This window comes from Acidobacteriota bacterium (assembly GCA_022340665.1).
Lineage (GTDB): Bacteria > Acidobacteriota > Thermoanaerobaculia > Thermoanaerobaculales > Sulfomarinibacteraceae > Sulfomarinibacter.
Genome location: JAJDNM010000080.1, coordinates 1 through 25,293, shown reverse-complemented (window position 1 = coordinate 25,293; position 25,293 = coordinate 1). Strand labels below are relative to the sequence as shown.

The 25,293-nt window shown below is 62.2% G+C and carries 23 protein-coding genes; 10 read left to right on the top strand and 13 right to left on the bottom strand.

Translation table 11 applies throughout. The features are described 5' to 3' along the window. Nucleotides 1-127: 127 nt before the first annotated feature. The 3 genes from LJE93_09940 to LJE93_09930 all read right to left on the bottom strand — a co-directional run bounded on the left by LJE93_09940 (nt 128) and on the right by LJE93_09930 (nt 2,075). Nucleotides 128-610, bottom strand: a complete 483-nt coding sequence (locus LJE93_09940) for a superoxide dismutase, Ni (protein ID MCG6949219.1) — start codon at nt 608-610, stop codon at nt 128-130. A gap of 70 nt (nt 611-680) precedes the next feature. After that, nucleotides 681-1,736, bottom strand: coding sequence for a trypsin-like peptidase domain-containing protein (locus tag LJE93_09935; GenBank protein ID MCG6949218.1), 1,056 nt, complete (start codon nt 1,734-1,736; stop codon nt 681-683). A 15-nt stretch (nt 1,737-1,751) separates the two neighbouring features. After that, complete coding sequence (locus tag LJE93_09930; GenBank protein ID MCG6949217.1) at nt 1,752-2,075, bottom strand: hypothetical protein; 324 nt, start codon at nt 2,073-2,075, stop codon at nt 1,752-1,754. 96 nt (nt 2,076-2,171) lie between these two features. Here LJE93_09930 and LJE93_09925 point away from each other — a divergent pair, with 96 nt between their 5' ends. Both LJE93_09925 and LJE93_09920 read left to right on the top strand, forming a co-directional pair. Beyond that, nucleotides 2,172-3,479: a YihY family inner membrane protein gene (locus LJE93_09925; protein MCG6949216.1), complete on the top strand. Its 1,308-nt coding sequence runs from the start codon at nt 2,172-2,174 to the stop codon at nt 3,477-3,479. Nucleotides 3,480-3,541: 62 nt separating this feature from the next. Beyond that, nucleotides 3,542-4,366, top strand: coding sequence for a class I SAM-dependent methyltransferase (locus tag LJE93_09920; protein MCG6949215.1), 825 nt, complete (start codon nt 3,542-3,544; stop codon nt 4,364-4,366). A gap of 55 nt (nt 4,367-4,421) precedes the next feature. Here LJE93_09920 and LJE93_09915 read toward each other — a convergent pair whose 3' ends face one another. The 8 genes from LJE93_09915 to LJE93_09880 form a co-directional block, all read right to left on the bottom strand. Beyond that, entirely contained in the window at nt 4,422-5,873 is a 1,452-nt protein-coding gene (locus LJE93_09915; GenBank protein MCG6949214.1) for a M48 family metalloprotease, read from the bottom strand. 154 nt (nt 5,874-6,027) lie between these two features. Continuing rightward, nucleotides 6,028-7,140 (bottom strand): DUF4440 domain-containing protein, encoded by a 1,113-nt coding sequence (locus LJE93_09910; GenBank protein ID MCG6949213.1) that lies wholly within the window; start codon nt 7,138-7,140, stop codon nt 6,028-6,030. Between the two features lie 102 nt (nt 7,141-7,242). Continuing rightward, entirely contained in the window at nt 7,243-8,085 is an 843-nt protein-coding gene (locus LJE93_09905) for a metal ABC transporter permease (GenBank protein MCG6949212.1), read from the bottom strand. Next, nucleotides 8,085-8,840 carry an ABC transporter ATP-binding protein gene (locus tag LJE93_09900; protein MCG6949211.1) on the bottom strand — a complete coding sequence of 252 codons (756 nt, stop codon included), beginning with the start codon at nt 8,838-8,840 and terminating at the stop codon, nt 8,085-8,087. Before LJE93_09900 ends, LJE93_09905 begins: the two co-directional genes overlap by 1 nt. Further along, nucleotides 8,837-9,688 (bottom strand): zinc ABC transporter substrate-binding protein, encoded by an 852-nt coding sequence (locus LJE93_09895; protein MCG6949210.1) that lies wholly within the window; start codon nt 9,686-9,688, stop codon nt 8,837-8,839. Before LJE93_09895 ends, LJE93_09900 begins: the two co-directional genes overlap by 4 nt. Before the next feature lie 14 nt (nt 9,689-9,702). Then, entirely contained in the window at nt 9,703-9,972 is a 270-nt protein-coding gene (locus tag LJE93_09890) for a CopG family transcriptional regulator (GenBank protein ID MCG6949209.1), read from the bottom strand. Nucleotides 9,973-10,191: 219 nt separating this feature from the next. After that, on the bottom strand, nt 10,192-10,887 hold the full coding sequence (locus LJE93_09885; GenBank protein ID MCG6949208.1) for a hypothetical protein: 696 nt from the start codon (nt 10,885-10,887) through the stop codon (nt 10,192-10,194). 21 nt (nt 10,888-10,908) lie between these two features. Then, nucleotides 10,909-12,303 carry an MFS transporter gene (locus tag LJE93_09880; GenBank protein MCG6949207.1) on the bottom strand — a complete coding sequence of 465 codons (1,395 nt, stop codon included), beginning with the start codon at nt 12,301-12,303 and terminating at the stop codon, nt 10,909-10,911. 114 nt (nt 12,304-12,417) lie between these two features. Here LJE93_09880 and LJE93_09875 point away from each other — a divergent pair, with 114 nt between their 5' ends. From LJE93_09875 to LJE93_09855, 5 genes are all read left to right on the top strand, one after another. Next, nucleotides 12,418-13,557, top strand: coding sequence for an efflux RND transporter periplasmic adaptor subunit (locus LJE93_09875; protein MCG6949206.1), 1,140 nt, complete (start codon nt 12,418-12,420; stop codon nt 13,555-13,557). Nucleotides 13,558-13,687: 130 nt separating this feature from the next. After that, nucleotides 13,688-14,356: an ABC transporter ATP-binding protein gene (locus tag LJE93_09870; protein ID MCG6949205.1), complete on the top strand. Its 669-nt coding sequence runs from the start codon at nt 13,688-13,690 to the stop codon at nt 14,354-14,356. Nucleotides 14,357-14,495: 139 nt separating this feature from the next. Beyond that, the gene (locus tag LJE93_09865) at nt 14,496-15,695 is read left to right on the top strand and encodes an ABC transporter permease (protein MCG6949204.1); all 1,200 of its coding nucleotides are present in this window, start codon (nt 14,496-14,498) and stop codon (nt 15,693-15,695) included. A gap of 127 nt (nt 15,696-15,822) precedes the next feature. Further along, nucleotides 15,823-17,025, top strand: a complete 1,203-nt coding sequence (locus LJE93_09860; GenBank protein MCG6949203.1) for an ABC transporter permease — start codon at nt 15,823-15,825, stop codon at nt 17,023-17,025. 374 nt (nt 17,026-17,399) lie between these two features. Then, entirely contained in the window at nt 17,400-18,644 is a 1,245-nt protein-coding gene (locus LJE93_09855; protein MCG6949202.1) for a thioredoxin fold domain-containing protein, read from the top strand. A gap of 137 nt (nt 18,645-18,781) precedes the next feature. Here LJE93_09855 and LJE93_09850 read toward each other — a convergent pair whose 3' ends face one another. Next, nucleotides 18,782-20,773: a hypothetical protein gene (locus tag LJE93_09850; GenBank protein MCG6949201.1), complete on the bottom strand. Its 1,992-nt coding sequence runs from the start codon at nt 20,771-20,773 to the stop codon at nt 18,782-18,784. Between the two features lie 225 nt (nt 20,774-20,998). Continuing rightward, a complete protein-coding gene (locus LJE93_09845; GenBank protein MCG6949200.1) occupies nt 20,999-21,841 on the bottom strand; it encodes a MoxR family ATPase in 843 nt (280 codons plus the stop codon). Nucleotides 21,842-22,067: 226 nt separating this feature from the next. Here LJE93_09845 and LJE93_09840 point away from each other — a divergent pair, with 226 nt between their 5' ends. From LJE93_09840 to LJE93_09830, 3 genes are all read left to right on the top strand, one after another. Beyond that, nucleotides 22,068-23,084 carry a hypothetical protein gene (locus LJE93_09840; GenBank protein MCG6949199.1) on the top strand — a complete coding sequence of 339 codons (1,017 nt, stop codon included), beginning with the start codon at nt 22,068-22,070 and terminating at the stop codon, nt 23,082-23,084. Between the two features lie 119 nt (nt 23,085-23,203). Next, complete coding sequence (gene nadA / locus LJE93_09835; protein ID MCG6949198.1) at nt 23,204-24,238, top strand: quinolinate synthase NadA; 1,035 nt, start codon at nt 23,204-23,206, stop codon at nt 24,236-24,238. Between the two features lie 3 nt (nt 24,239-24,241). Beyond that, a partial coding sequence (locus LJE93_09830) for an FAD-binding protein (GenBank protein MCG6949197.1) occupies nt 24,242-25,293 on the top strand: 1,052 nt, incomplete at its 3' end.

Sequence of the window (25,293 nt, the reverse complement as noted above, 5' to 3'; positions counted from 1 at the left end):
GAATCACGTCACGAATAGCGAGTTAGGAATTCTGAATTAGGAATTAGGAATGCCGCCCACCCACCCGGAACATCGACCACACGGGGAGGGTGGATGGGAATTCCGAACTCCGAATTCCGAATTCGTGCTAGTGCTCGTGCTTGCCCTCTTCGCCAAAGTACGCTTTGCGGAACTCGGCGACCAGACTGCGGAGAGTCTTGACCTGCTCGAGGTCGGTGCTCTGCTTGGCCTTCATGGCGTGGATCTGAATGTGGTGGAGCAGGGCGAGGCGGTGCATGTAGATCGTGTTGGCCTCTTCATCTCCATGGTTCTCCGGCGGCTTGATCCGTTGCGCCATGAAGTAGGCCGTGACGATGTCCTGAATTTCCTGTGCGTGGTGCTCTTTGTTGTCGACCCAGCGAACCAGCTGGTTGTAGTTGACTGGTTCTGCGGCGCCCAGGGTGTTGATCTGATTCATGGATTTTTCGATCGTGCTGATGTGTTCCTCGATGAGTTGCACCCGGAGCTCGTCGTCGTAGATCCCGCACGGAATCTGGCAGTGAGCACCGGCTGTAACGGTGAGGCCGAGGATGACGACAGCGGCGAAAGTTGCGAGAGCTTTTCTCTTCATGGACTCCTCCTGAAGTCGAATCAGTGTCTGTCTCAAGGAAACCCGTTGTGCAGGGTTCGTATTTCGTGGCTCAGTATTCCAGTCCGAGTGCCGACACCGTTCGTTTGAGCTCGATCTCGGCACCGTCGCGCAGCACCCTGAGGGTGAACGAATCATCTGCTTCGAGGTTCCGGTTCGTCTCGTCGATTCTGTGGCCGAAATCGGGGCTGCCGATGACGATGCCATTGATCGACAGAATCACGTCGCCGCCAAGGGTCAAGGGCTCTCCTCCGATCTGCGCACTGAGCGACCCGGCGCGGAGTCCGATGGCGGAGGCCGGTGAACCGGCGGCAACAGCTTCGACCAATATCCCGGCGCCCTGCGGAAGATTGAGGGCGCGCGCGATCGACCCTTCGATCAGGACGCCGTCGAGGCCGGTCCACGGTGTCGGGTCATCGAGCAGCACCAGCCGTGCGAGGTTCGAGGTGACGACAAAACCGAGGCCCTGAAAGCCCCCACTCGATGAGAGGATGTGGCTGACGATACCGATTGCCTGGCCGCGCATATTGAACATCGGGCCACCCGAGTTGCCCTGGTTGATGGCCGCGTCTGTCTGCAGGATCTCGACCGGTTCGAGACCGCCGAAGAGCTGCTTGGGAGTCCTTCGGGCGCTGACGTGCCCGACCGTCAGCGTATGCGCTATGCCGTATGGTGCGCCGATGACGAACACCTGGTCACCGACTGCGGCGGTGTTCGAATCGCCGAGAACCACCGGCTCGATGCCAGCCGGGAGGGAGTCGGCCTGAATCAGCGCGACGTCGGACCCGGGGTCGGAGGCGACGACCCTGGCCGTTACGACGTCACCGGTGACGAACCGCACCGACACCTTGTCCGCGACCTGCACGACGTGAGCGGCGGTCATGATCTGGCCGTTGGAGGAGACCAGGAAACCCGAGCCGAGACTGCCCGCGGCGACCTTCGCCTCGGTTCCCTGGCCGGCGGCCACCTGTTCGACGGTGGCGATCTCGACCACGGCGGGGTTGACCCGGAGAAAGAGCTCGGCAATCGTCGGCGGGTCGGCCGCCTCACTGAAAGTCGGTACGAGAACCAGCGCTGCTGGTATCAAGACCGTCGTGGGAATGTTCATGTCGGCGCCCGTTCTTCACTTCCGGCTGGTCTCGTGATCAGAGTCGGTCGTCGTCGACGGCTGCTCGCATTGGACCTGCGTCCAGCCACCTCGGACCTTCGTGTTGCCGCAGTAGGTCCTGCCGGCGCTGTTCGGATTGTTGAGGTAGGCGAGGATGTCGGCACAGGTCTCGTCGGGCCCGGGGGTGACCTTGCATACGCCACTGAAACGCGGGTTCTCGAAGCAGCACGGCTCCTGCTGCTCGGCGCTGGTGCTCGTTTCGCTGTCGGCACCGAAGCTGACTCCGGTGAGGCACAGAGCACAGGCCAACGCGACCACTGATACTCGAAGGGTTTTCATGACGGACCTCCTGTCTTTTCGAAGATTTCACGATTGGTGCATTCTACCGGAACGTCTCGGTTTCAGGATTCGACTATCATTGGACTCTGGAGAATCATGCGATTTGCCGGCCATATGAACCGCCTTGATCTTCGCGCGCTCCCGAAGTGGGAGCAGGCGGTGATCCGGACCGTGCAGTTCGTGAAGGCAACCTGGCGCGAGCTGCAACGCGACAAGGTGATCATCAGGGCCTCGGGGCTGGCCTACTCGTCGCTGCTTGCCGCAGTGCCGTTGGTAGCGGTTGCTTTCGCCCTCTTCTCGGCCTTTGGTGCTTTCGACGACGTCAAGCAGTACGTTCAGGATTTCCTCTTCAGCCAGTTATTGCCGACGAGCCACGAGGTGATTCTCCAATACCTCAACCAGTCTGCCGAAAGCGCGAGCAGGATGGGGTTGATCGGCTTCCTGTTCCTCATTCTGGCCTCGATTCTCCTGCTCGACAATATTGAATCGAACTTCAACCAGATCTGGCACGTCACCACCCGGCGGAAGCTCATCTCGAAGCTCACGTCGTATACCTCGGTGCTGGTCTTCGGCACTCTCCTGCTCGGTACGAGCATCACCATGTCGGCCCGTATCAAGGCGGCGATCCTCAGTGACGTGCCCTTCGACCCGGGGATGCTCGAAACGCTGGGTTCGTGGCTCTTTCCACTCTCTCTCTCGTTCCTCGCGTTCTGGCTGATGTACAGGGTGATTCCATACACCAGGGTCCAGATCAAGAGCGCGGCGCTAGGCGCCCTGATCGGCAGCATCCTCTGGGAGCTGGGGAAGCACGTATTCGCCAACTCTGTCGGGCAGTCGGTCCGTTACTCGACGATCTTCGGGTCGCTGGCCGTGATTCCCATTTTCCTGATCTGGCTCTACATAACCTGGATCATCGTACTTCTGGGACTGGAGATTGCATTCGTCCACCAACACTTCGCGGCCCTGATTCGGAACCAAGCGGCGGGTGATCTTGATGGCTGTGACCGCATGCCGACCGGGCTTCAGCTTTTCTTGTTGATCGCGCAGCGATTCAAAGATGGGAGAGACCCACCGACATCGGACGAACTCTCCCGCCGTTTCATGCTGGCCACGGGGTCTGTGGACAGCCACATAGATCGCCTCGTGACCGAAGGCCTTGCCCGAAGAGTCGCGGTTGGTTCCGGCGAAGAGGGTATCGTGCCTGCCAGGTCGCTCGGCGATATCCGATTGGGAGATGTTATCGCGGCCTTTCTTCCGGAGGGCCACGAGATTCGTCAGCGGCCGGTCGAGCTGGTCGTCGACGACATCGTTTCGCGCTTTCGTGACGCCGGATTCGAGGCGGTCGGGGATACCGATTTCCTCGAGCTCATGACTCGCCTCGAGCGGCCTCACGTCGACGCGTGAATCTCGGCCGGTGAGGTTGCGGGGCTCGATGTAGTATTGGCGTACGACGGAGAACCCGGTCTGTGGTAGACGATTCCCGAAACATCCACGATGGAGCGGAGTATCAACGAGATTTCTCCGCGCTTCATCCCGAGACGATGTTCGACGAACCGGGGCGCCTCCAGAAGGCGCGAAAGACGGTTGCGATCCTGCTCGATGCCCTCCGATGTGACGGCATCGAAGCCGGTCAGACTCGCCTTCTCGACATCGGCTGTTCGACCGGCATCCTGACCCGTCACTATGCGGAGTACTTCGGCCAGGTCGTTGGCATCGATATCGACGACGGCGCCATCGAGTGGGCGATCCGGAACCGTTGCGCCGACAACCTCAGCTATCGGGTCGGCGATTCGATGGACCTGCCGTTCGCGCAGAATGAGTTCGATCTCGTGACGTGCACGCATATTTACGAGCACGTGCCCGACGCCCAAAGGATGCTGAATGAGATCTACCGTGTGCTGCGCCCCGGAGGCATGTGTTATTTCGCTGCGGAGAACAGGCTCCGGATCTGGGACGGCCACTACAACCTCCCACTCGTCACGGTGTTTCCGAAACCGATCGCAGATCTCTATGTTCGATTTTCGGGGCGGGGTCAGCAACGTTACGAAACCCACCGCACTCTCGAGGGACTCAGACGTCTTGTGCAGAGCTTCGACGTGACCGACTACACCGGGGAGGTAGTTCGCGATCCGTGGCGATTCGAAGCGACCGACATGGTTGTACCGGGCTCTCTCACGCAAAGGGCGGCCAACGCGACCTTGACGTTCGCGTACTGGGCGTTTCCGACCTATCTGTGGGTTCTGCGGAAACCAAGAGTTGTTGAGAGTTCAGAGTTGAGAGTTGAGAGTTGAGAGGCGCCCCCGCAAACCCGGGGGGCCGGAATTCTCACCTCTCATCTCTACACTCTCAATTGGTTGGCAACTCTCCCCCGACGATCCGCTTCACCAGCTGTCCCTTCTCCAAAACCGTGTCCGCGCGAACCGCGTTGATGGTCGCCAACTCCTCGACCTCGACGGTCGAGGGATAGCGCCGGGCAAACTCGGTCAGGGTCATGTTCTGCGGGAGCTCGACCACGTCTATCGATGCGGGCGTGACCTCGAGGTAGCGACGATTCGTCACCTCTGCAAAGCTGGATAGGCTCCGTTGCATGGTGTCGGCGTAGCTAACCCACAGATCGCCGCCCGTGTAACCCATCAGCTGGTAGATTCTGCCGCCGTGCGAGACGAAGCCGATAAGACCTTGGGAGCGGATTTGCTGGGTCTGGCTGTCGACACTCTGAAAAGAGTAGAGCCCGCGCCCGTCGCTCGGACCGCGTTGGACGCCTTCCTGGGCAAAGAAAGCCTCGTACGCCGCCTGCGGCGATTCCTCTCCGGAGAGGGTCAAGACAACGACTGCATCGCGGCCGGGGCTCAGAGCCCCGACAGCCTGCCGCTGGTTGATGATCCGCCACTGTTCGGGGAACTCGATCTTGAACGCGAGCTCGGGATGGTAGTAGGTGTGGCCGATCGTGTATCCCTGGCGCGGATCGTCGGCGTAGACCATTCCGACGAGGCGTCGAAGGTAGGGTTCGCGGCCGATCGTGCCGTGTCGCTGCTCAGAAGGCAACCGGTCGATCAGGGCATCAATGTTCTCGATCCGGTTCCCCGGATCAGGGTGAGTGGACAGCCATTGCGGCGTTGCCCGCAGGCCATGAGACGTCGATACCCGATCCAGCGTCGAGAAGACCTTTGGCATCTCGCGCGGATCGTAGCCGGCTCGGGTCATATAGCGGAGGCCGAGCGCGTCCGACTGATTTTCATCGTCGCGACCGAACTTCAGGAAGAGGAGAGCGACGCTCTGATTTGCGAGACCGGCCAAATCGCGGAAGTCGGAGCTTGCGATCGCGGCGATCCCGACACCGAGCTGCGCGATTTGAGCCCGGCTGATCTGCTCGACCGAATGGCGCGCGGTGACATGCCCGATCTCGTGGCCGAGCACCGACGCCAGCTCGGCCTCTGAATTGAAGTGGGCGAGAATGCCCCGGTTGACGTAGATGTACCCACCGGGGAGCGCCATCGCATTGACCACCGGGTCGTCGAGGACGGTGAAGGTCCATTCCAGCTCCGGCCGTTCCGAGGTCGCCGCGATCGTCGATCCGAGCTGCTGTACGTAAGCCTGCCACTCGGGATCATCATAGGTGCCGAAAGACGCCAGGACCTCCGGGTGGGTACGAGCTCCGATCTCGATCTCCTGCGCCTCGGACAGCAGAGTGAGCTGACGACTCCCGGTCGCAGGATTCATGGTACAGGCGGCGATAATGAGCAGGGTGAAGCCCACACACCGCGGCAATGTCGCGGGCCCGTTTGTGGTGATCATCATGATGGTGCCCCCGTGTCCGGAGTTGACGTTCGATTAGGTGCTGTTGGCAGACGGCATTGTAGCGGACCCGCAGGCCTCAAGCCCCAAGCCCCAAGCGACGAAAAAAAAGTAGGGGGGCCCGAAGGCCCCTCGAACAATGATTCTGAATGCGACTCTATTCGATGTCGGTGGTCTTCTGCATGCTGCTGTTCCAGATGTCGCGGTGCAAGAGCCACTGCCCGTCTTTCTTCGACCAGATGTCGATGTACTTTCCACGGTCGACCAGCGAGCCCGTCTTGTCGGTCATGCGGTAGCGGCCGGCCTTGTACCCGAGGTTGCCGCTGACCTTGATCTCGAGGTCCTCGAGTTCGATGGCGAAGCCTGCCGCAAATAGGTCGACGTATGCGGAGCGGATCCCATCGCGGCCGAAAACCGCCGGCGCATCGGGTGGCAACAAAACGGCGTCCTCAGCGTGGAGGGCGGTCATCGAATCGATATCCTGCGTGTTGAATGCCTTCATCCACATGTCGGTGAAGGACGCGAGGGCTTTTTCTTCCGCCGCGTATTGGTCGGCCGCTCTCGTCTCGAAGCTCACCAGTGAACCTTCGGGAATATTGAGCTCGGCGCCCGAGGTGCCGACGGCGACCGCGCTGATCGGAATGACCTCGTCACCGGCTTTGATTGCAGTCGCCTGGATCTCGAACGCGTCCCCGGCGCCGTCCTCCCAATAGCTCGTGGGAACGATGCGGAAGAGGACCTCGCTGCCGGCCGGGGCGATAACGGTGTCGCCGGAAACCAGGTCTTCCTCGAGCGTTCCGGTCACCGTCTGACCCGCGCCGTGACTGTCCGAACCGACGTCCGAGGCGACCCGGACCTCGAGCGGCGCCGATACCTGCATCAGACTTGGCGCCTGTGCCGCCGGTGCGGTCTGGGGTTCGGTGATCGTAGGATTGACCGGCTTCATCGTGGATGGCGGCGCGGGTTGCGCGGCTTCAGGGATGACGTTCGGTTGCGTATTCATGGCTGGATTTCCGCAGTCGCTGAGCGACCATCCACCCCGGATCATCGTGTTGTCGCAGTAGTACCTGCCCACGCTGTTGAAGTCGTTGAGATACGCCAGAACATCGCCGCAGGTTTCGTCACCGCCGGTGACGACCATGCACCCGCCCGAGTATCTGAAGTTGTTGAAACAGCAACGTTCCCCGGCTTCGGCAGGTGCCCACGCAGTGGACACCACCATCAGCGTCGCGGTCATGATCGCGGACTTCCATATTGGCTGGGTTTGCATTGAATTTCCTCCCGGCCGCTCACGGCCTGCGCAGGTATTATAGCCGTGTTCGCTCCTTAAGCCCCTGATTGACAGATGTTTGACGCTGTCGACGGGTCGGTCTCAGGCACGAAATGCGGTGACGACACGCTTGAGGAGAAGTGAACCGAGGTAAGCGCCACCGGCGATGACGATGGTCGTTGCGCCTGCGGGGAGGTCGGGGGAGTAGCTCACGGCGAGGCCGGCCGTGGTGAACGAGACTGCGAGCACTGAGGCAAGAGCCATCATGCTGCGCAGGGTGGTCGTGAACTGGCCGGCGATCGCGGGCGGCAGGGTGAGGAGGGCGATCACGAGCACGATTCCGACAACGCTGACCAGGAGAACCACCGTCAGGGCGGTCAGTACGAGCAGTACGAGGACGTAGATTTCTACATTGAGGCCTCGCAGGCGGGCGAACTCCTCGTCAAAACACACGGCCTCGAGCTGAGGATAGAGACCCAGAGCGACAACCAGAATGACGACGTCGAGGATCGCCATGGCCCACAAATCTCCGCCGCCGATCAGAAGAATGTTGCCGAAGAGATAGGACATGAGGTCCTCGTGGTAACCCGGCGTCATCGCGATGAAAAGAATGCCCACGGCCATGCCGATAGCCCACACGGCGCCGATGATCGTGTCCTCCCGTTCCCGGGCCTTGAGGCTCACGATCCCGATGATGAGTGCGGCCCCAACCGCCGCCACCACCGCTCCCTGGGCCGGTGAGACCGGCCAGCCGCGGGCGACGCTGAGCCAGCGGGCGACACCGAGCCCGGCGAGGACGCAGTGGGCGATGGCGCCGGCGATGTAGGTGATGCGGCGAACGACGACGTACGATCCCACGACACCACAGGCAATTCCGGCGAGGGCGCCGGCTACCAATGCGTGGCGGAGGAACTGAAAATCGAGCACCGCGTTGAGGAATTCCATCAGTGCTCGCTCCGGAGGCCATGCTGCACCATGCGCACGTCGCCGTCGTAGATCTCGGATATGGTGCGGCCGTCGAGCTCCGCGGTGGTGTGAATGTCGACCTGTCCGTGCACGCAGATCACTGTGCGGACGAAGCCCGCGACGAAACCGAGATCGTGGGTCACGAGGATGATGGTGAGGCGTTGGTTGAGCTCCTGAAGAAGATCGAAGAAGTCCTGCTCGACCTTGTGATCAAGTCCGGCGGCGGGCTCGTCGAGCAGCAGCAGCTCCGGGTCTGTGGCGAGCGCTCGCGCGAGCAGCACACGTTGTCGCTGTCCGCCCGAAAGATCCGAAAATGGCCGATTGCCGGAGTCCTCGAGACCGACGGTGCGAAGCGCCGCGATGGCGGCGGCTCGGTCCTCGCGACCGAACCTGCCGAAAATTCTTCCGATGCCGAGGCGGCCCATCAGGACGACATCGATTGCCCTGACGGGGAAGCGGGGATCCATCATGGCGTGCTGCGGCATGTAGCCGATTCTGGGACTCGCCCTGTGCGGCGATACACCGAAGACTCTCACCCGCCCCGTGGTCGGCGTGAGCAGGCCGACGATCAGCTTGACCAGGGTCGTCTTGCCGCCGCCGTTGGGTCCGATGACACTGGCGAAATCGCCGGACGCGATCTCGAGGTTGACATCCTCGAGCACCGGGGGGCCGCCGTCGTAGCGATAGCCGAGGTCGCGGATCTCGACCACGGGAGGATTCTGGTGCTCGGTCACCCGAGCGCTCCTGCAATTTGGCGTGCCATGTGCTCCAGGTTCGTGAGGTAGTTGCCGGCCAGAGGGTCGAGCTCGATGATCTCGCAGCCGAGAGCCCGAGCCACCCGCTCGGCGCTCGACCTCGAGAACTGTGGTTGGAAAAAGAGGGCGCGTGCCTCCCACGCGTCCATCTCCTCGATGATCGACGCGAGGCGCCTGGCCGAGGGTGCCTTGCCCTCGAACTCGATGGCTGTCTGAATCAAGCCGTAGCGCCGCGTGAAATAGCCAAACGCGGGGTGAAAGACGATCACCCTGCGGCCGATGAGGGGAGCAAGGGCAGCGGCCACCCTGCGGTCGGTTGCATCCAGGTCTTCGATGAGGGTGTCAAGCCGCTCTTCAATTATCGAGGTTTTTTCCGGTAGCAGGCCCTCGAGGGCAATTGCCGTGTTTCTGCCGATGATCTTCATGCGTTCTGGATCGAGCCAGATGTGTGGATCCGTCGCGCCGGGTCCGTGATGTTGCGCGCCGCTGTCCATCGGTTCGAGCTCCACGCCCATCCGGCAGTCGACGACCCGAAGGTCGGGCATCAAGCTGCTGATCTTGTCGAGCAGAGCATGCTCGAACGGGACGCCGATCTGCAGGTAGAGCTGCGACCTGTCGAGGGCCGCCATCTGTTTTGGCGTGGGTTCGTAGGTTGCCGGTGACGCTCCGGGCGGTAGGAGAACCTCGGTCTGGACGAGGTCTCCGGCGAGGCTTGCGACCAGCCATTCCTGCGGTGGGATGCTGGTGAAAACGACCTGACCCGCATTGGCCGTGCTTCCGAGAGAGGCCAGCAGGAGCAGTCCGAGGTGTGTGATTCGGCGAATCATCTCTACGGTTCCGCTCAAACCTCTGACGCGGCACAAACGAGCCTGCCCTCGTCACACTGCTCACATCGTTCGACCCGGTGAGTTCGGCTGAACTCTTCCCAGTGACGCCGTTGGTGAGGGTTCAAAACGCCGGTGCCGTGGCATAGAGGGCACACCCCGTCGAGGGCCGCGAGGATCGCCGAGCGGATGAACTCCGAGCGATTCGCAATCTTTTCCATGGCCTCGACCAGTGCCTCCTCGGCCTTGAAGGTCACAATCTGCTGCTTGCCGCCAAGAGTTGCCATGCGTTCCTCCGGAAATCGGTAATACATTTTATTACCGAAATGCGAAAGATGTCAACGGGCAGATCATTTCGGTTTGAGCAGGGGAGCAGCGGAGAAAAGGGGAAAAGGAGAAGAGGAGAAGAGGAGAAGAGGAGAAAGGGCAGTTGGTGACCCCCTCCTGTGCCCCCTCTACTCCTTTTCTCCATTGCTATTTCAGAATGAGTGGTAATCGATTCAAACTCAGGAGCTCTCTTCGATCAGCTCTGCGTCCCGGATCTCGCCCTCCACTCGGCCGCCTCCCGAGAGAATTACCGTGACCTTGCGTTTGCTATCGCGGACAACGATGTCTCCCTCGACAACCGAGCCGTCAGAGATCCTGATTTCGATGGCGGATTTGGAGCCGAAACCGCTCGAGCTGCCCTTGATGATGACACTGCCGGCCACCCGCGAGCCATCGGCCAACGTCACCGATCCGTTGACAGTCGTGATATCGCCGCCGAGCTCGGTACGCGTCAAGTGGATAGAGCCGTTGACGGTCGAGATGTCCTTCCTGACCGAACCCCCTGCGCTGCAGGTCACGGAGCCGTTCACGGTCTCGATCTCTCCGTCAACCGCGACGTTCTCGGCGGCGTGAATCGAACCGTTGACCGTTCCGAGGTCCCCGTCCACTGAGACGTTCTGCGAGATCGTGATCGAGCCATTGACTGACTGCAATCCGCCGACCTCGGAGCCGTCTCCCACCGTGACACGCCCATTGACCGTTTGGCAGTCGCCCTGCACCTTGCTGCCGCTTCCGATATGGACGCTGCCGTTGACCGTGGCCTTGCCGCCGGTCACGGTCTCTCCGTCAGCAATGTCTATCGATGCGTTCACCCCGCACGCAGCGACAAACAGGGCACAGGCAGTGAGAACCGTAAATGCGCGGTGCTGTATCATCCTCTGATCCCCCACAAGAATCTACGCAGTATCCGCCTCTGCGGTTCTCGCATCATCGATCCGGTTTGTTACCCAGATGAACACAATCAGGGCGAAAAACGACAACAGACCGATTCCGGCATAGGCGTACCACAGATAGTTGGCGTGGGCGTAGACCTCGGGCATCGGCGCCTGACCGGCGAGAGCAAGGGCGTGCTGCTTCTGGATTGCCGGCGCGAGGGTCGTCGGTTCGGGGCAGTAGGTCTTGAGCAGGTAGCCGGAGAAAATGAAGCCGAACATCCAGGCAAAGAACGTGTTGACGTGGGCAAAACCCAGAAAGACGCCTTCCTTTCCGCGAGGCGCCTGCTTGGAGGCGAACTCGAGCCATTTGGGCGACAGGAAGCACTCGGCTAGGCCCTGAATGGCGATGCCGATCACCATCATGAGAGTGATCGGGTGGACCTCGATGCCAAACAGGTTGACGTTGCCGTCGAACCACGAGGAGGAGGCCATTGAAAGGGACGACAGCGGAATCAGGCCCATCGCGACCAGCATCGAATTCTGAGGCTTCCAGGTGCGGACGAGCTGGGTGATGGCGACCACGAAGAGAACGACAACCAGCGGGTTGACGTTGGCGTACCACTCCGGCTTGTAGGTTTCTCCGGCCATCCGCAACACGTAGTCAGGCATCGAGGCGTAGAGCTGGCCCTGGATTGCCCAGAATCCGGCGGTGATGAGAATCAGGGCGAGGAAGCGCATGTTGCTCATCGCCATCCACATGCCCTGGAGGGTTTCGCGCAGGTTTTTCGGCTGGGCGTCACTGTCGTCCGGCGGCCTGTAGATGAGCATGACGAGAACAAGAGCAAAGAGACAGGCGCCGGCGGAGAAGTACGGAACGGTCTCCACGCCCATCTGAATCCGCATCGGGGCAACCACCGTCTTGCCGGTAAAGGAACCGATGTTGACCACCATGTAAAAGATGGAAAAGGCGCGAGCGCGGTTGATGGAGTCCGAGGACTTGGCGACGGTTCCGGTGATCACGGGTTTGACGAACGCGCCGCCGAGGACGATCAGGGCCAGGCCGACGAGGACAGGCCCGAGCGTGTGGAAGACGCCGAGGCTCCCATAGCCGACGGTCAAAAGGGCGAACGCCAAGATCAAGGCCTTACGGAATCCCATCCGGTCGGCGGCTGCGCCGGTGAAGAACGGCACCAGGTAGATCCAGCCGCCGAAGAGCCCCGCGACCACGCCGGCCTGAACATCATCGAGGCCGACCACACGAATCAGGTAGGTGCGAAGTGCGATGAAGGTACCGTAGTAGGCGGCTCGCTCGCAGAGCTCGGCTGCGTTGCCGGTCCAGAAGGTCCGCGGGAACCGCCAGGACGGCTTCTCTTCTGGAGTTTCCGGGGTCTGGATATTGTCGTTTTCCTCGCTCATGGGTACTCCCTCCGAAGAGAATGCGGACGGGCAACTGTAGCCTGTTTCGACGATGGCTCAAAACACTCGGGTTCTCCGCAACCCCTGCGGGTCGCCGGAGTAGAATTCATTGTCATGAAAAAATCCAGATGGATCCTCGCAGCAATCGCGGCGGTGGCCCTCTTCGTGGTTTTCCGCTACGTGGTCTTCGCCCCGGAGATCGTCCAGGTTCGGACTGCGGAGGCCGAGCTGGGCCTGGTGGAGGAGACGGTCACCAACACCCGTGCGGGCACCGTCAAGGTTCGACGGCGGGCCGAGCTCTCACCCCAGATCGGAGGTCTCGTCGTAGCCCTGCCGCATCGGGAGGGCGATCGGGTGGAAGCCGACGAGGTCGTGGTCGTGCTCGACAGTCGCGCTCAGCGGGCCGAGCTGGTTTCAGCGCGAACGGCGGTCGATGCCGCGAGGGCGCAGGCGGACGAAGCGTGTCTCGCGGCCGAGCTCGCGCAAAAGGAGCTCGTGCGTGTCGAGAAGCTTCACGCCCAGGGCATCGCTAGTGACCAGAATCTCGATATCCTGCGCACCGACCGCGACCGGACCCTCGCCGCCTGCTCTGCGGCCCGCGCATCGGTCGGGCAGGCCGAATCGAGGGTCATTGCCGCCGAGGTACAGCTTCAGTTCACCGAGCTTCGCGCACCCTTTGCGGGTAAGGTTGCGGAGGTCAGCACCGAGATCGGCGAGTACATCATGCCATCGCCGCCGGGCCTGCCGATCCCGCCGGTCATCGATCTTCTCGATCCGGCCTCGATCTATATCAGCGGTCCGATTGACGAGGTCGATGCCGAAAGATTGAGCACCGGCCTCGCGGTTCGGGTGACCGTGGACTCGCGGCCGGACCAGACCTTCGAAGGGCGCGTTGCACGGGTAGCCCCGTATGTGCTCGATGTCCTGGAGCAGAATCGCACCGTCGAGGTGGAGGTCGAATTGTCCGACCCGGCCGCCATCGAGGGCGTCCTTCCGGGCACCTCGGCCGATGTCGAGCTGATCCTCGACCGTCGGGAGAACACCTTGCGAATCCCGGCCTCGGCGGTGGCTGAAGGCAGCAAGGTCCTGGTGCTGGAGGACGGATTGCTGGTCGAGAAGGAGATCGGGGTCGGCCTCCGGAATTGGCGCTACGCCGAGGTCCTGGAAGGGCTCAAGGTCGGCGAAAAGGTGGTTGTTGTCCGCAACTCCCCGGATATCAGGGCTGGCGCCCGTGCGGAGGAGAAAGAACAGTGAAGCCGAATTCGGAATTCGGAATTCGGAATTCGGATTTGTCTCCGCTGCCGCCTGTTCCCAGGCGGGGATGGGTGGGAAATCCGAAATTCGAAATCCGAAATTCGAAATTTCTTCGTTCGGGTACGAACGAATGATCGTGTTGAAAGATCTGTGGCGCACGTACCACGTCGGGGACTCGGACGTGCATGCCCTGCGTGATGTCTCCCTCGAAATCGGCAAGGGAGATTATCTGGCGGTGATGGGTCCGTCGGGCTCTGGGAAGTCGACGCTGCTCAACATCCTCGGTTGCCTCGACCGGCCGACCTCCGGGACCTACTCGTTCGATGGTCGCGATGTCGGCTCGCTGACCGACATCGAACGTACGCGGTTGCGGCAGACGGAAATCGGTTTCGTCTTCCAATTCTTCCATCTCCTTCCACGGCTGACCGCCCAGGGCAACGTCGAGCTGCCGATGCTCTTTGCCGGAGTACCGCGCTCCGAGCGCCGCCAGCGGGCGGCCCGCGCGCTCGAGGCGGTGGGACTGGCCGACCGCGCCCACCATCGACCCGACCAGCTTTCGGGCGGGCAGCGACAACGGGTTGCGATTTCGCGAGCGGTCGTCATGGAGCCCGGACTTCTGCTCGCCGACGAACCCACCGGCAATCTCGACCGGGCGGCTGCGATCGAGGTCATGGATCTGTTGGGCAGGATGAACGAGGAGGGGCAGACAGTCGTCCTCGTGACCCACGATCCCGAGGTCGCAGTGCGGGCACGGTCTGCAGTCCGCATGGATGACGGTGCGATCGTGGAGAAGAAATGATTCTCGAATGAGGAATCATGAATTTTGAATTAGGAATTCCCACCCGCCGCCCACGCTGGACTCGACGAATCGGGTGGGTGGGTGAAATTCCTCATTCCTCATTCCTTCTTCCTAATTTCGTGGGTGGGTGGGGGGAGGGATGGCGTTCGGTGAGCTGATCGCGTTCGCCGTAGGCGCCCTGCGTGGCCATCGCCTGCGGACGGGCCTCTCGGTCGCCGGCGTGGCGGTCGGCATTGCTGCAGTCGTCGCCCTGACCGCGCTCGGTGAAGGGGCGCGGCAGTACGTAGTACAGGAGTTCAGCGCCCTAGGCTCGAAGCTCTTGGTTGTTTTGCCGGGCAGGGTCGAGACGACCGGCATGATGCCGTTCGGTGGCGTTGTCAACGACTTGACGATCGAGGACTATCAGGCGGTTACGATTCGGATCCCGCAGGTTTTGCGGGCCGCGCCGCTGGCGACCGGAGAAGAGACCGTTCGCTACGCCGGCAGATCCCGCGCGGTGCCAGTCATCGGCACCACCAACGAGTTGCTCGAGGTGCGCAGGCTGCAGGTCGCTGCTGGTCAGTACCTGCCTCCCGGCGATCCGAATCGGGGCGGGTCGGAGATGGTGCTCGGAATCAAGGTGGCCGATGAGCTCTTCCCCGGCGAGAGTCCACTCGGCAAGGTAGTGCGACTGGGCGAGTGGCGGTTCCGTGTCGTCGGTGTGCTCGCGCCGCGCGGTCGCTCGCTCGGGTTCGACTTCGACGACCTGGTGATGATCCCGGTACGCACGTCGATGCGGGTCTTCAACAGGACCTCCCTTTTCAGGATTCTCATCGAGCTGTATCCCGGAGAGGATCTCGATGCCGGGAAGCAGGCGGTCCTCGACCTCCTCGCAGATCGCCATCGAACCGAGGATGTCACCGTCATTACGCAGGACGCCGTGGTCAACACGCTCGATTCCATCCTCGGGGTGCTCACCCTCGCCTTGGCCGCGATCGCCTCGGTTTCGCTGACGGTGGCCGGGGTCGGCATCATGAATGTCATGCTGGTGGCGGTGTCGGAGCGCCGCCGCGAGATCGGTCTTCTCAAGGCGCTGGGAGCGAGTACCACCCAGATCCTCGGGGTATTCATCGCCGAGGCGGTCGTGCTCTCGCTGCTTGGAGGCCTGACAGGTCTGGCAGTCGGCTCGTTGGCGGTCAGGGCCTTCACCGGCGTCTACCCCACCTTCCCTGCGGCAACCCCGACGTGGGCGGTGATCGCCTCACTTATCGTCTCGGTGGTGGTCGGAGTGTTCTTTGGTGTCGTGCCCGCTCGTCGCGCCGCCCGACTCGACCCCGTCGAAGCCCTGGTGGGAAGATGACGTACGAATTAGGAATTAGGAAGTCGGAATTCGGAATTTCCACCCACCACCCCAGAGGAAATAGTCCGGGTGGTTGGGTGGCATTCCTCATTCCTAATTCCTCATTCCTAATTGCGTGGGTGGCCGGATGGACGTAATCGAACTTGTCCGGTTCGTCGGGGGAGCGATTCGAGGTCAGCGCCTGCGCTCCTTTCTTTCCGCGCTCGGGGTGGCCATAGGTGTGACCGCGGTGATTCTCCTCACCTCGCTCGGTGAGGGTACGAGGGACTACATCGTCAACCAGTTCACCCAGTTCGGCACGAGCATTGTCGCGGTCAATCCGGGAAAGGTGAAAACGCTCGGAATGCCGGGAGTCCTCGGCGGCACGACTCACAAGCTGACGATAGACGACGCCGAGGCACTGCGCCGTATCCCCGGTGTCGACGAAGTGGTCCCGGTGGCCTTCGGACAGGCGCGTGTCGAAGGAGGTGGGCGAGGCCGCAGCGTTTTCGTTCAAGGTGTCGGCTGGGAGGCGGCCAAGGGATTCCGCCTCGGAGTCTCACAGGGGTCCTTCCTGCCGCCGATGGATCCCAATCGTCGAAGCTCATACGCGGTCCTCGGTGCGAAGCTTTCCCACGAACTCTTCGACGAGGAATCACCGCTCGGCAGAAGAGTGCGAATCGGTGGATCGACCTTTCTCGTTATCGGCGTGATGGAAGCCAAGGGCCAGATGCTCGGTTTCGATTTCGATGACACGGTCTACGTTCCGGTGGCCAGCGCGATGGATCTCTTCGACGTCGACGAACTGGTCGAGATCGACATCGTCGCTGCGAGCACCGACATCATTCCCGAAGTGGTGGAGGGGATTCGATCGACGCTGATGCGCCGTCACCGTGGTGAGGAAGACTTCACCATCACCACTCAGACTGAGATGCTCGACACCTTCGGCAAGGTCGTTGGCATGATCACGATCGCGGTTTCAGGGATCGCCGGGGTGTCGTTGATCGTCGGGGCAATGGGTATTCTCACCATTATGTGGATCTCAGTTCACGAACGGACCAACGAGATCGGCCTCTTGCGTGCTCTCGGAGTGCAGCAGAGTACGGTGCAGGGGCTTTTCCTCCTCGAATCGGTGTTGCTCGCGGTGGCCGGCGGAATTCTCGGGCTGATGGCAGGATTCGCGATGATCGCGCTGGCGACGACCGCGGTGCCCGGCCTGCCTCTCAGCACGCCGGCGGTGGCGGTTGTCGCTGCATTGCTGATGTGTCTGGTTGTTGGAATCGTCTCCGGAGTTGTCCCGGCGCGTCGGGCCGCGGAAATGGACCCGGTGGATGCTCTTCGCGCTGAATGACCCCCAAGGGTGGAAATTTCGAGCGGTTGATATTTGGGGTGCGCCTGCAACCCATCAGCTGCGGTGACGTAGGTTGAGGTGGAGGCGGCCGGCAAATGGAACTCCCGATTCCACCTCCTCGAGCGAAACCTGTTGCCAGGCTCCGGCACACTATGAGAGGGCGGTTGGCTGCAAAGTGATCAATCCGGAGGCGCTGGATGATGAGCCTGCATATCTCACCAGCATTCGTCGCGAGGCCGGGAAGCTGCTGTGAGATGAGGTGTTTGCGACCTGAGGGCCGCGGAGTCGTACTTGACGGTACGTCGAGCAGCCCGATGCGAGCAAACGCCGCAGATTGCGGCAGATTTGCGGCCGCAGCAGAAAGTTGGTGAGGTATGCAGACTAGGGCTTTGATACCGCTGGCGATCGTGGCGACGGTGGCCGTTTTTGCCTGCCAGCGTGACTCGTCGGATCTCTGGTTTGACGGAGATCTGACTTCGGCTCAAGCGAAGGCGGGCGAGCTGAACACGGTGGTCATGATCGAGTTCTACGTGGACTGGTGCAACTGGTGCCGGCGCCTCGAAGCAGACACCCTGTCGGCTCCGGTTGTCCAACGTGAGCTGGCAAGAATTGTCGCAATGAGAAGGAACGGTGAAGAGGACGGTGCCGAGCTTGCTCGCCGCTTCCGGGTCGACAGCTATCCGATGTTGGTTTTTCTCGATCCCGAGGGGAATGAGCTCGACCGGGTGACCGGCTATCTTCCGCCAGAAACGTTCCTCAGTCGCCTCGAGAGAATCCGTAGCGGTGACACCTTCCTCGCGTGTCTCCGTCAGCTGGAGGACTCTCCCGGTGATCGCGAAGCCATCGAACGTGCGGTTGCCGGATTGCTCGAGCGGTCTGACGCAGAAGGAGCAATCAGCCGAATCGATGCCTTTCACGCAGCGACCGAGGGCAAAGACCTCACCCTGTGTCGGAAGCTCATGTTCGACGCCCGCAGCCAGCTGCACGGGCGTGTCTATCAACGAGCAGCCAAGCTCTATCGAAGCGGCTGGAATCGATCGATCGATGTTCCCGACACCGCTGGCACCTCGAATCTCCGCGCGTTGATGGGCGAGGGAATCAGCCAGCTGTCGGCTGAAGAGCAGGCCGAACAGCTGCGGCGGGCGCGTCACGAGGACGCGGCCGATATTCTCGAGATTCCAGACCTCCAAACAGAGTCCTCCGACACCCTGTTTGCGGTTGCCGATTTCGCGTTTCGAAACGGCCACTATGATGTCGCGGCGGACGTGTACCTCGGGTGGTACGCCAAGCACGGAGCAGAGGCCGAGTCGAATATGCTCAATGACGTCGCCTGGAGGCTCTACCTTTCCGGCCAGAACCTCGACCACGCGATCGAGATCGCGCAGGACTCTTACGCTTTGAAACCCGAACCGGAGACCGCCGACACGCTGGCGCGGCTTCTCTACCTGACCGGATCCGTCAGGGAGGCGATCGCGCTCGAGGAGCAGGCCGCACGTGAAACCGAGGGAAGCCGTAGCGAGAACTACACCTGGGTTGCGCAGCGGATGTCGGCGGGCGAGTCACTCGATGACAAACCGAACTTCGAATCCTACCCCGGGAGACGGCGACGAGGGATGTGAATTCGGAATTGAGAATTCGGAATTCGGAATTCGGAATTTTTGCCCACTCTCCCGGGATACTGACGTGCGGGTGGAAACTCAAAACTCAAAACTCAAAATTGAGAATTGAGAATTGAGAATTGAGAATTGTATTGCGGTCACCACACGTAATCCTTGGCGATCTCCCGCTTGTCACGGCCGGCGAGGATGTGGAATCCACGGACGTTGCGGATGCTGACCGGGGACAGGCTGCCGAGCGGAAGGTAGACGATTTTCCTCGCATGGGCAGTTGCATAGTCCCGTATCCGGCTGGCGGGAGGGTGGGGGCCGACGTGCACGACGAGCTTGTCGATGCTGTAGTCGATCGCCGCCATGAGCAGGACCTCCGGCTTCGATCGAGCCGCCCGGTAGTCGGGATCACGCCAGACATCGTAGAGACGGCCGGGCGGATAGGTGAGCATGAAACCGCCGTAGGTGGCTCGCATGATGCCCGGGCCAACGACCTGCTGGAGAGGATCGGTCGCGTACAGGGCCATGTCGGACTCTTGCTCGTGCTCTCCGAGCCAGCTCATCATGTAGGGAAACTCTGAACCGCTCGCGTCCTCGTCGAAGATCATCACCACCGAACCCGCGGCGCCGACGTCGCGGCCCTGTTCCCGGACCCAGATCCTCCCGTCTTGCAGATGAAGCAGAGTCTCACGAATGTCGATGCCGTCGAGAATGCTGGTGGTGAAGGGTTCTGAACGGGTGCGCTCGGCGCTGAGCACCGAAACGGCCCGCTGCTTGAGATGCCGGCCCCAGTCCTCGACCACGATGTCCTCGGGGGGATAGGAGCAGATGCCTTCGCCGGAAAACGCTTTCAGCCACTCCCCGGGATCATCCGTAGTCACGCGATTCTTCACCGGGACAGCGATCGGACGTTGCTTGACCCTCATGAATCGTCGGCGGAATCGAACCTTCCGCGTGCCGAGGTCGAGGAGGTCGCCTTCAATGCGAGCGGTCTCGATTTCGGCGGTCTCTTCCTGCCAGGGGAAACAGCGGGCGGCGTCAAAGACCTCCCAGGCGAGGTTGTCGTCACCGACACCGCGTGCCCCAACGACCCATTCGTAGAGCCCACCGATCAGCTGCCCCCGTATGCGCGCGTAACGGCGTGTGAAGTCGAAGAACATCCGACGCTGCCACGGTTTGACCTCGTTGCGCGTCTGCACCGAGTAGGAGGCGGCACCCACCCGCCAGACCACGGCTGCCAGGGTGGCACGATCGCAGACCTGCCCCCCCCCGACGTCGGTCGCGCGGCAACCGTGGTGGGCGGCGAAGGCGGCGAGTGCCTGCGCACGTTTCGCCCGATCCTCGATCCTACCGCCGCTGACCAGGGTGAGAGCACCGAGCGGCAGATCGAGCCTGGGCGCGACAGTGGCGGAAAAGTCCGGCTCGGGGGGTAGATCACCCGAGCGAAGGTGTTCGTGAACCGAGTGTGCCAATGGCGGGTCCGGGAGAACGGCGGTCAGGCTCTCGGGGTGGAGGTGGCGGAGTTGGACATTCGAACGCCGCTGCCGCGCGAGCGGCGGCGCTGTCGGGCCCGTGAGGTGCTCGGCGACACGATCGGCGTGGGCGGCGCCAAGCAGGCAGATGATGGGCGAGATTCCGCGGTTCTTGGCTCGCTGAAGGTGATACGCCATACCCTGTTCACGCAGGGTGTCGCGTTCGTCGAAAGCCGCCGACCCGGCGAGGGAACGAATGACCTCGAAATACACATCGGTTCCCGTCGTGTGCATCGCGTGCGGGTCGGGAAGCTGATCGTGACGACGGTGAGCGTAGCGTATGTCGGGGTCGACGAGCAGGATCTCCCGGTCGTTCTCGTTTGCCCAGCGAAGGCCCTCGGCCAAAGGGTCGCCGGGCGACACGATCCACACCAGCGCGTCTTCGCCGGGTTCCTCCGAAATCACGGCGGACATCAGCGGCAATCTGGCCACTGCCGTCCGCGCCGCGTCAGCCAGCGTCGTCGGCAGCTCGACAGCCACCGCCATCGGCTGCAGCACCTCAAGAGCCTGGCGAACAACCGGGGCGATATCGACGCGCTCGTGCACGACCGGGAGGATGCGAACGCCCGGGATCGCTTCCGGGGCGACAACGTCGAGATCAATACTCATGGGTACTCGTTGCGCGTCTCGCATCGGTGTGCGTCTTGCCACCCAAAGCCCAAAGCGCGCTTCGGTGTGCAAGGTGCCACCCGTCGCATTGTCTACGTTGCTTTTCCATCAGACGCGCGCCTATAACAATGCGACGAGTGGCACCGGTGTCGCCGATGCGGCCCAGCGCTCCTCACAGGCGGTCGGCATGGGTGTCGTCGAAGCTCCAATGCGCTCCTCGTTGATTCACTCCGTCGCGAGGCGAAATGGTTCGGCTTCTTCTTCTCCAATTGCCAGGCGGAGGGCGATGTCGACCGCCCGTTTTGCGTTATCCGCCTCACGTCGCCGGAGGATCTTCATTGCATAGCGGGCGATGTTGATTCCGTCCCGTACCGAGAATCGGAGATCGGCGAGGTGGGCGGCCCGAAGGAAGCCGAGCACGTAATCGAGGACCTCTTCGTCGACTCCGGCCACTTGCACGCGGAGGATCTCCCGCTCCTCGTCCTCCTCCGGAAAATCGATCGTGATCTGCGGCATCAAACGGGAATGGATGTACTCCGGGACCTCATAGGTGGAGGCGTCCTCGTTCATCGTGGTCGCGAACCTGAAGTCCTCGTGCGCCGGAATCGTGATGCCGGCGACGACGCTGTCGACCGATCGCCGGTGGTCGAGGAGCGGCGCCAGCGAGGCCCACGATTTTTCGCTCATCCGGTTGCCCTCGTCGAGGATGCTGACGCCGCCGCGCACCATCGCGGTGACCAGTGGAGAGGCCATGTAGCGCACCCCGCCCTCGGGCCCCAGTACCGGCGCCACCAGGAGGTCCTCCGGGCGGGTGTCGGTGGTTGCCTGAAGGATGTAGATCTCTCGTTCGAGCTCGCGGGCAGCGGTGCAGGCCAGGGTGGTCTTACCGACGCCCGGCTTACCCAGGAGGCGCGGGTTGAGTGGCGCATCGTCATCCGAGAACAACGACCACGCCGCCAGGAGCTGGAGCAACACCTCCCGCTGACCGATCCACGGCGGGATCTTGGATACGGGTCGCGCCAGATGAAGCTCGACCCCGTCGATTTCGATGACCCGGTTCAGGCTCATACTTCGAACGCCTCCAGCGAATGGCCATTGTACCCGCACAGAGTGTTGAGTTCTGAGTTATGAGTTTTGAGTTGCTCCACATGACCGCTCGTCATTGAACGGAGCCAGGGCGCCAACTCAAAACTCTGAACTGAAAACTCAAATCTCAAAACTCAAAACTCAAAACTCAAAATTGATTGTGGCCTGCGAGTTGCATTTACCCTCGGCGCGACGCACCATGTCTGAAATGGCCGACAGCAGCCCTTCGATCATCATCGGACTCAACGCGGTGATCATCGCCCTCACCGAAGGACAGCCGAGGGTGTTGACGGTTTCGCTGCCGGAGGGAACCCCGATCGAGGGTGGAGGGTACGTCGGCGATGAACGAGGCCTGCGACTGCTCGACGCTTTGCCCACCGGACCTCTCGATCCTGCGGGGGACCGAACGCTGGAGCTCGCCCTTCGACGGTGGGTGCGGACCTATGCCGGCCTCGAGCTCGGCTACGTCGAGCAGCTCTACACGTTCGCCGATCGCTTTCGCGATCCGCGGGAGCTCGACGGCGGTCCGCGGGTGGTCACGGCAGCGTATCTCGCACTGGTGAGGGAGAGTCGGCCGACCGACGGGCTCGGCGCGAGGTGGCGCCGCGTCTATGGGTTTCTGCCATGGGAAGATTGGCGGTCGGGCCGACCGAAAGTGATCGACGAACACATCACCCCGGCCCTCGAACGTTGGGTCGGTGAGAGCGCGACTTCTTCCGAGCGAGAACTCCGTCGGGCTCGCGCGGCCTGCTTCGGTTTCGAGGACAGCCCGTGGGACGGAGAGAGAGTGCTCGATCGCTACGAGCTGCTCTACCAGCTCGGACTCGTCTGCGAGGCCGTACGAGATCGGGTCCGTGAAGGTCAGGAGGTCAGCACGTCCGGTTGCGAGGAGCACCTCGGCTTGGAGATGGAGTTTGACCACCGTCGGATTCTGGCCACCGCGTTGGGTCGAATTCGCGCCAAGATCCGCTACCGGCCGGTGATCTTCGAGCTGATCCCGGAGACCTTCACCCTGTTCAATCTGCAGCGAGCGGTGGAAGCGCTAGCCGGCATACGGCTCCACAAGCAGAACTTCCGCAGGCTGGTGGAGCAGGGGGGGCTGGTGGAAGGGACGGGCCGGCGCGATCACCGCACTGGCGGACGCCCGGCCGAACTCTTCCGGTTTCGGCGCGAGGTCCTACTCGAGCGGCCGGCGCCGGGGGTCGGTCTTCCCACGGCGCGATAGAAAAAATCGGCAGCTGGGACTTGACAATCGTTATACTCAGTATTAGTATAACGATGAGGCCGAAGATTCGGCCGTTTGTTGAGACCTTTTAATACTCAATTTGAGTATATGGAGTGAACATGAACACTGAAACGACCCGCAGCGAGTTCGGCTCTATGCGTGTGGCCGATGCAGTCGCGGCAACTGCTGCCATTTACGCAAAGGTGAGCCACCTCATACCGGAGGTGGAATGGGCGGCCTACGCGCCCCAGATCCTCGAGATCGATCGCCTGAAGCGCGAACGAAATGCCGTGATTCTCGCCCACAACTACCAGACGCCGCAGATTTTCCATGGCGTCGCCGACATCACCGGTGACAGCCTCGCGCTCGCCAAAAGAGCGAGTGAGACGAACGCTGACGTCATTGTCCAGTGTGGTGTGCACTTCATGGCCGAAACCGCCAAGATCCTGAACCCCGACCGTACGGTGCTCATCCCCGACCTCGAGGCCGGCTGTTCCCTTGCCGAGTCGATCTCCGCGGCCGATGTTCGAGCTCTCAAGGAGAAGTACCCCGGCGTACCGGTGGTGACCTATGTCAACACCTCGGCCGAGGTCAAGGCCGAGACCGACGTCTGCTGCACCTCTGCCAACGCTGTCGAGGTGGTTGAATCGCTGGGAGTAGAGCGCGTGATCTTCCTGCCCGATGAGTACCTCGGGAAATGGGTGGCGGCAAACACCGATGTCGAGGTGATCCTGTGGAACGGCCATTGCGAGGTTCACGAGCAGTTTTCGGTTGCAGATGTCGAGAGATATCGTCAGCATTTTCCGGGTGTTCAGGTAATCGCCCACCCGGAGTGCGACCTCGACGTTCTCGAGGCAGCGGACATGGTGGGTTCGACGTCAGGCATGATCGACTGGGTCGGGCGTCACCGTCCTCAGCAGGTTGTCATGATCACCGAGTGTTCGATGAGTGACAACGTCGCAGTGGAGTTTCCCGAGGTCGAGTTCGTCCGTCCCTGCACAATCTGCCCGCACATGAAACGCATCACCCTCGACAATATCGTCACCAGCCTCGAGAGGATGCAGCACCCCGTCGAGGTGCCTCCGGACGTCGCCGAGCGCGCCCGTCGGTCGGTCGAGCGCATGCTCGAGGTCGGGCGCGGGGTGCGAGGGTAAGCCATGGGGACTCACATCTTTACGCCGGAGGAGATTCGCAGAGCAGAGGTGCTGATCATCGGCGGCGGCGTGGCCGGACTCAGCGCCGCTGTCCATGCCCGTGGGCGTGAAGTCGTGATGGTCGGCAAAACCGCCTTCGCGAATGGAGGCTCGAGCCCGCTCGCGCAGGGGGGGGTGGCGGCTGCGATCGGAGGCGATGACTCGCCGGCCAGACACGCCCGGGACACCATCGAGGCCGGTGCCGGCCTCTGCGATGCCGAGGTCGTGCGAAGAATCACCGAGGATGGTCCGGGCCGCATCGGCGAGCTACTCGTCCTCGGAGCCGAATTCGATCGCCGTGGTGACGGGCGTCTCGCCCTCGGACGTGAAGCGGCCCACAGCCGGAATCGCATCGCCCATTCCGCTGGAGACGCCACCGGCGCCGAGCTTGTGTCGGCGCTTGCCGATGCGGTTCGTGAAGCTCGGAACATTTCGCGCGACGAGGACACTCTGGCCCTCGATCTGGTCGTCGACCGCGGCGCGGTGGTCGGTGTCATGGCGGTGGATCGAAGCGGCCGTCACGTTCTGTACGCCGCCTCCGAGGTGGTGCTGGCGACCGGGGGCATCGGGTGGCTGTGGAGTCACACCACGAATCCCGCCGAGGCGACCGGCGACGGTTTGGCGATGGCGATCCGGGCGGGTGCGCGCGTGGCCGACCTCGAGTTCATGCAGTTCCACCCGACAGCGCTCGCGGTGGGCGGCTCGCCCATGCCGCTGCTCACCGAGGCGCTGCGTGGCGACGGCGCCGTCCTGATCGACGAGTCCGGCTCGCGATTCATGCTCGATGAGCACCCGGAGGCCGAGCTCGCGCCACGGGACGTGGTTGCACGCGCCGTCTGGCGCCGTCTGCGCGATGGTGGATCGGTGTTTCTCGACGCAGGGTCGCTGTCCGACAGGGTCGAATCCCGATTCCCGACGGTGGCGCGCGCATGCGCTGACAACGGACTGGACCTCGCGAGCGAACCGGTGCCGGTGGCCCCGGCCGCCCACTACCACATGGGTGGGGTCATGGTGGA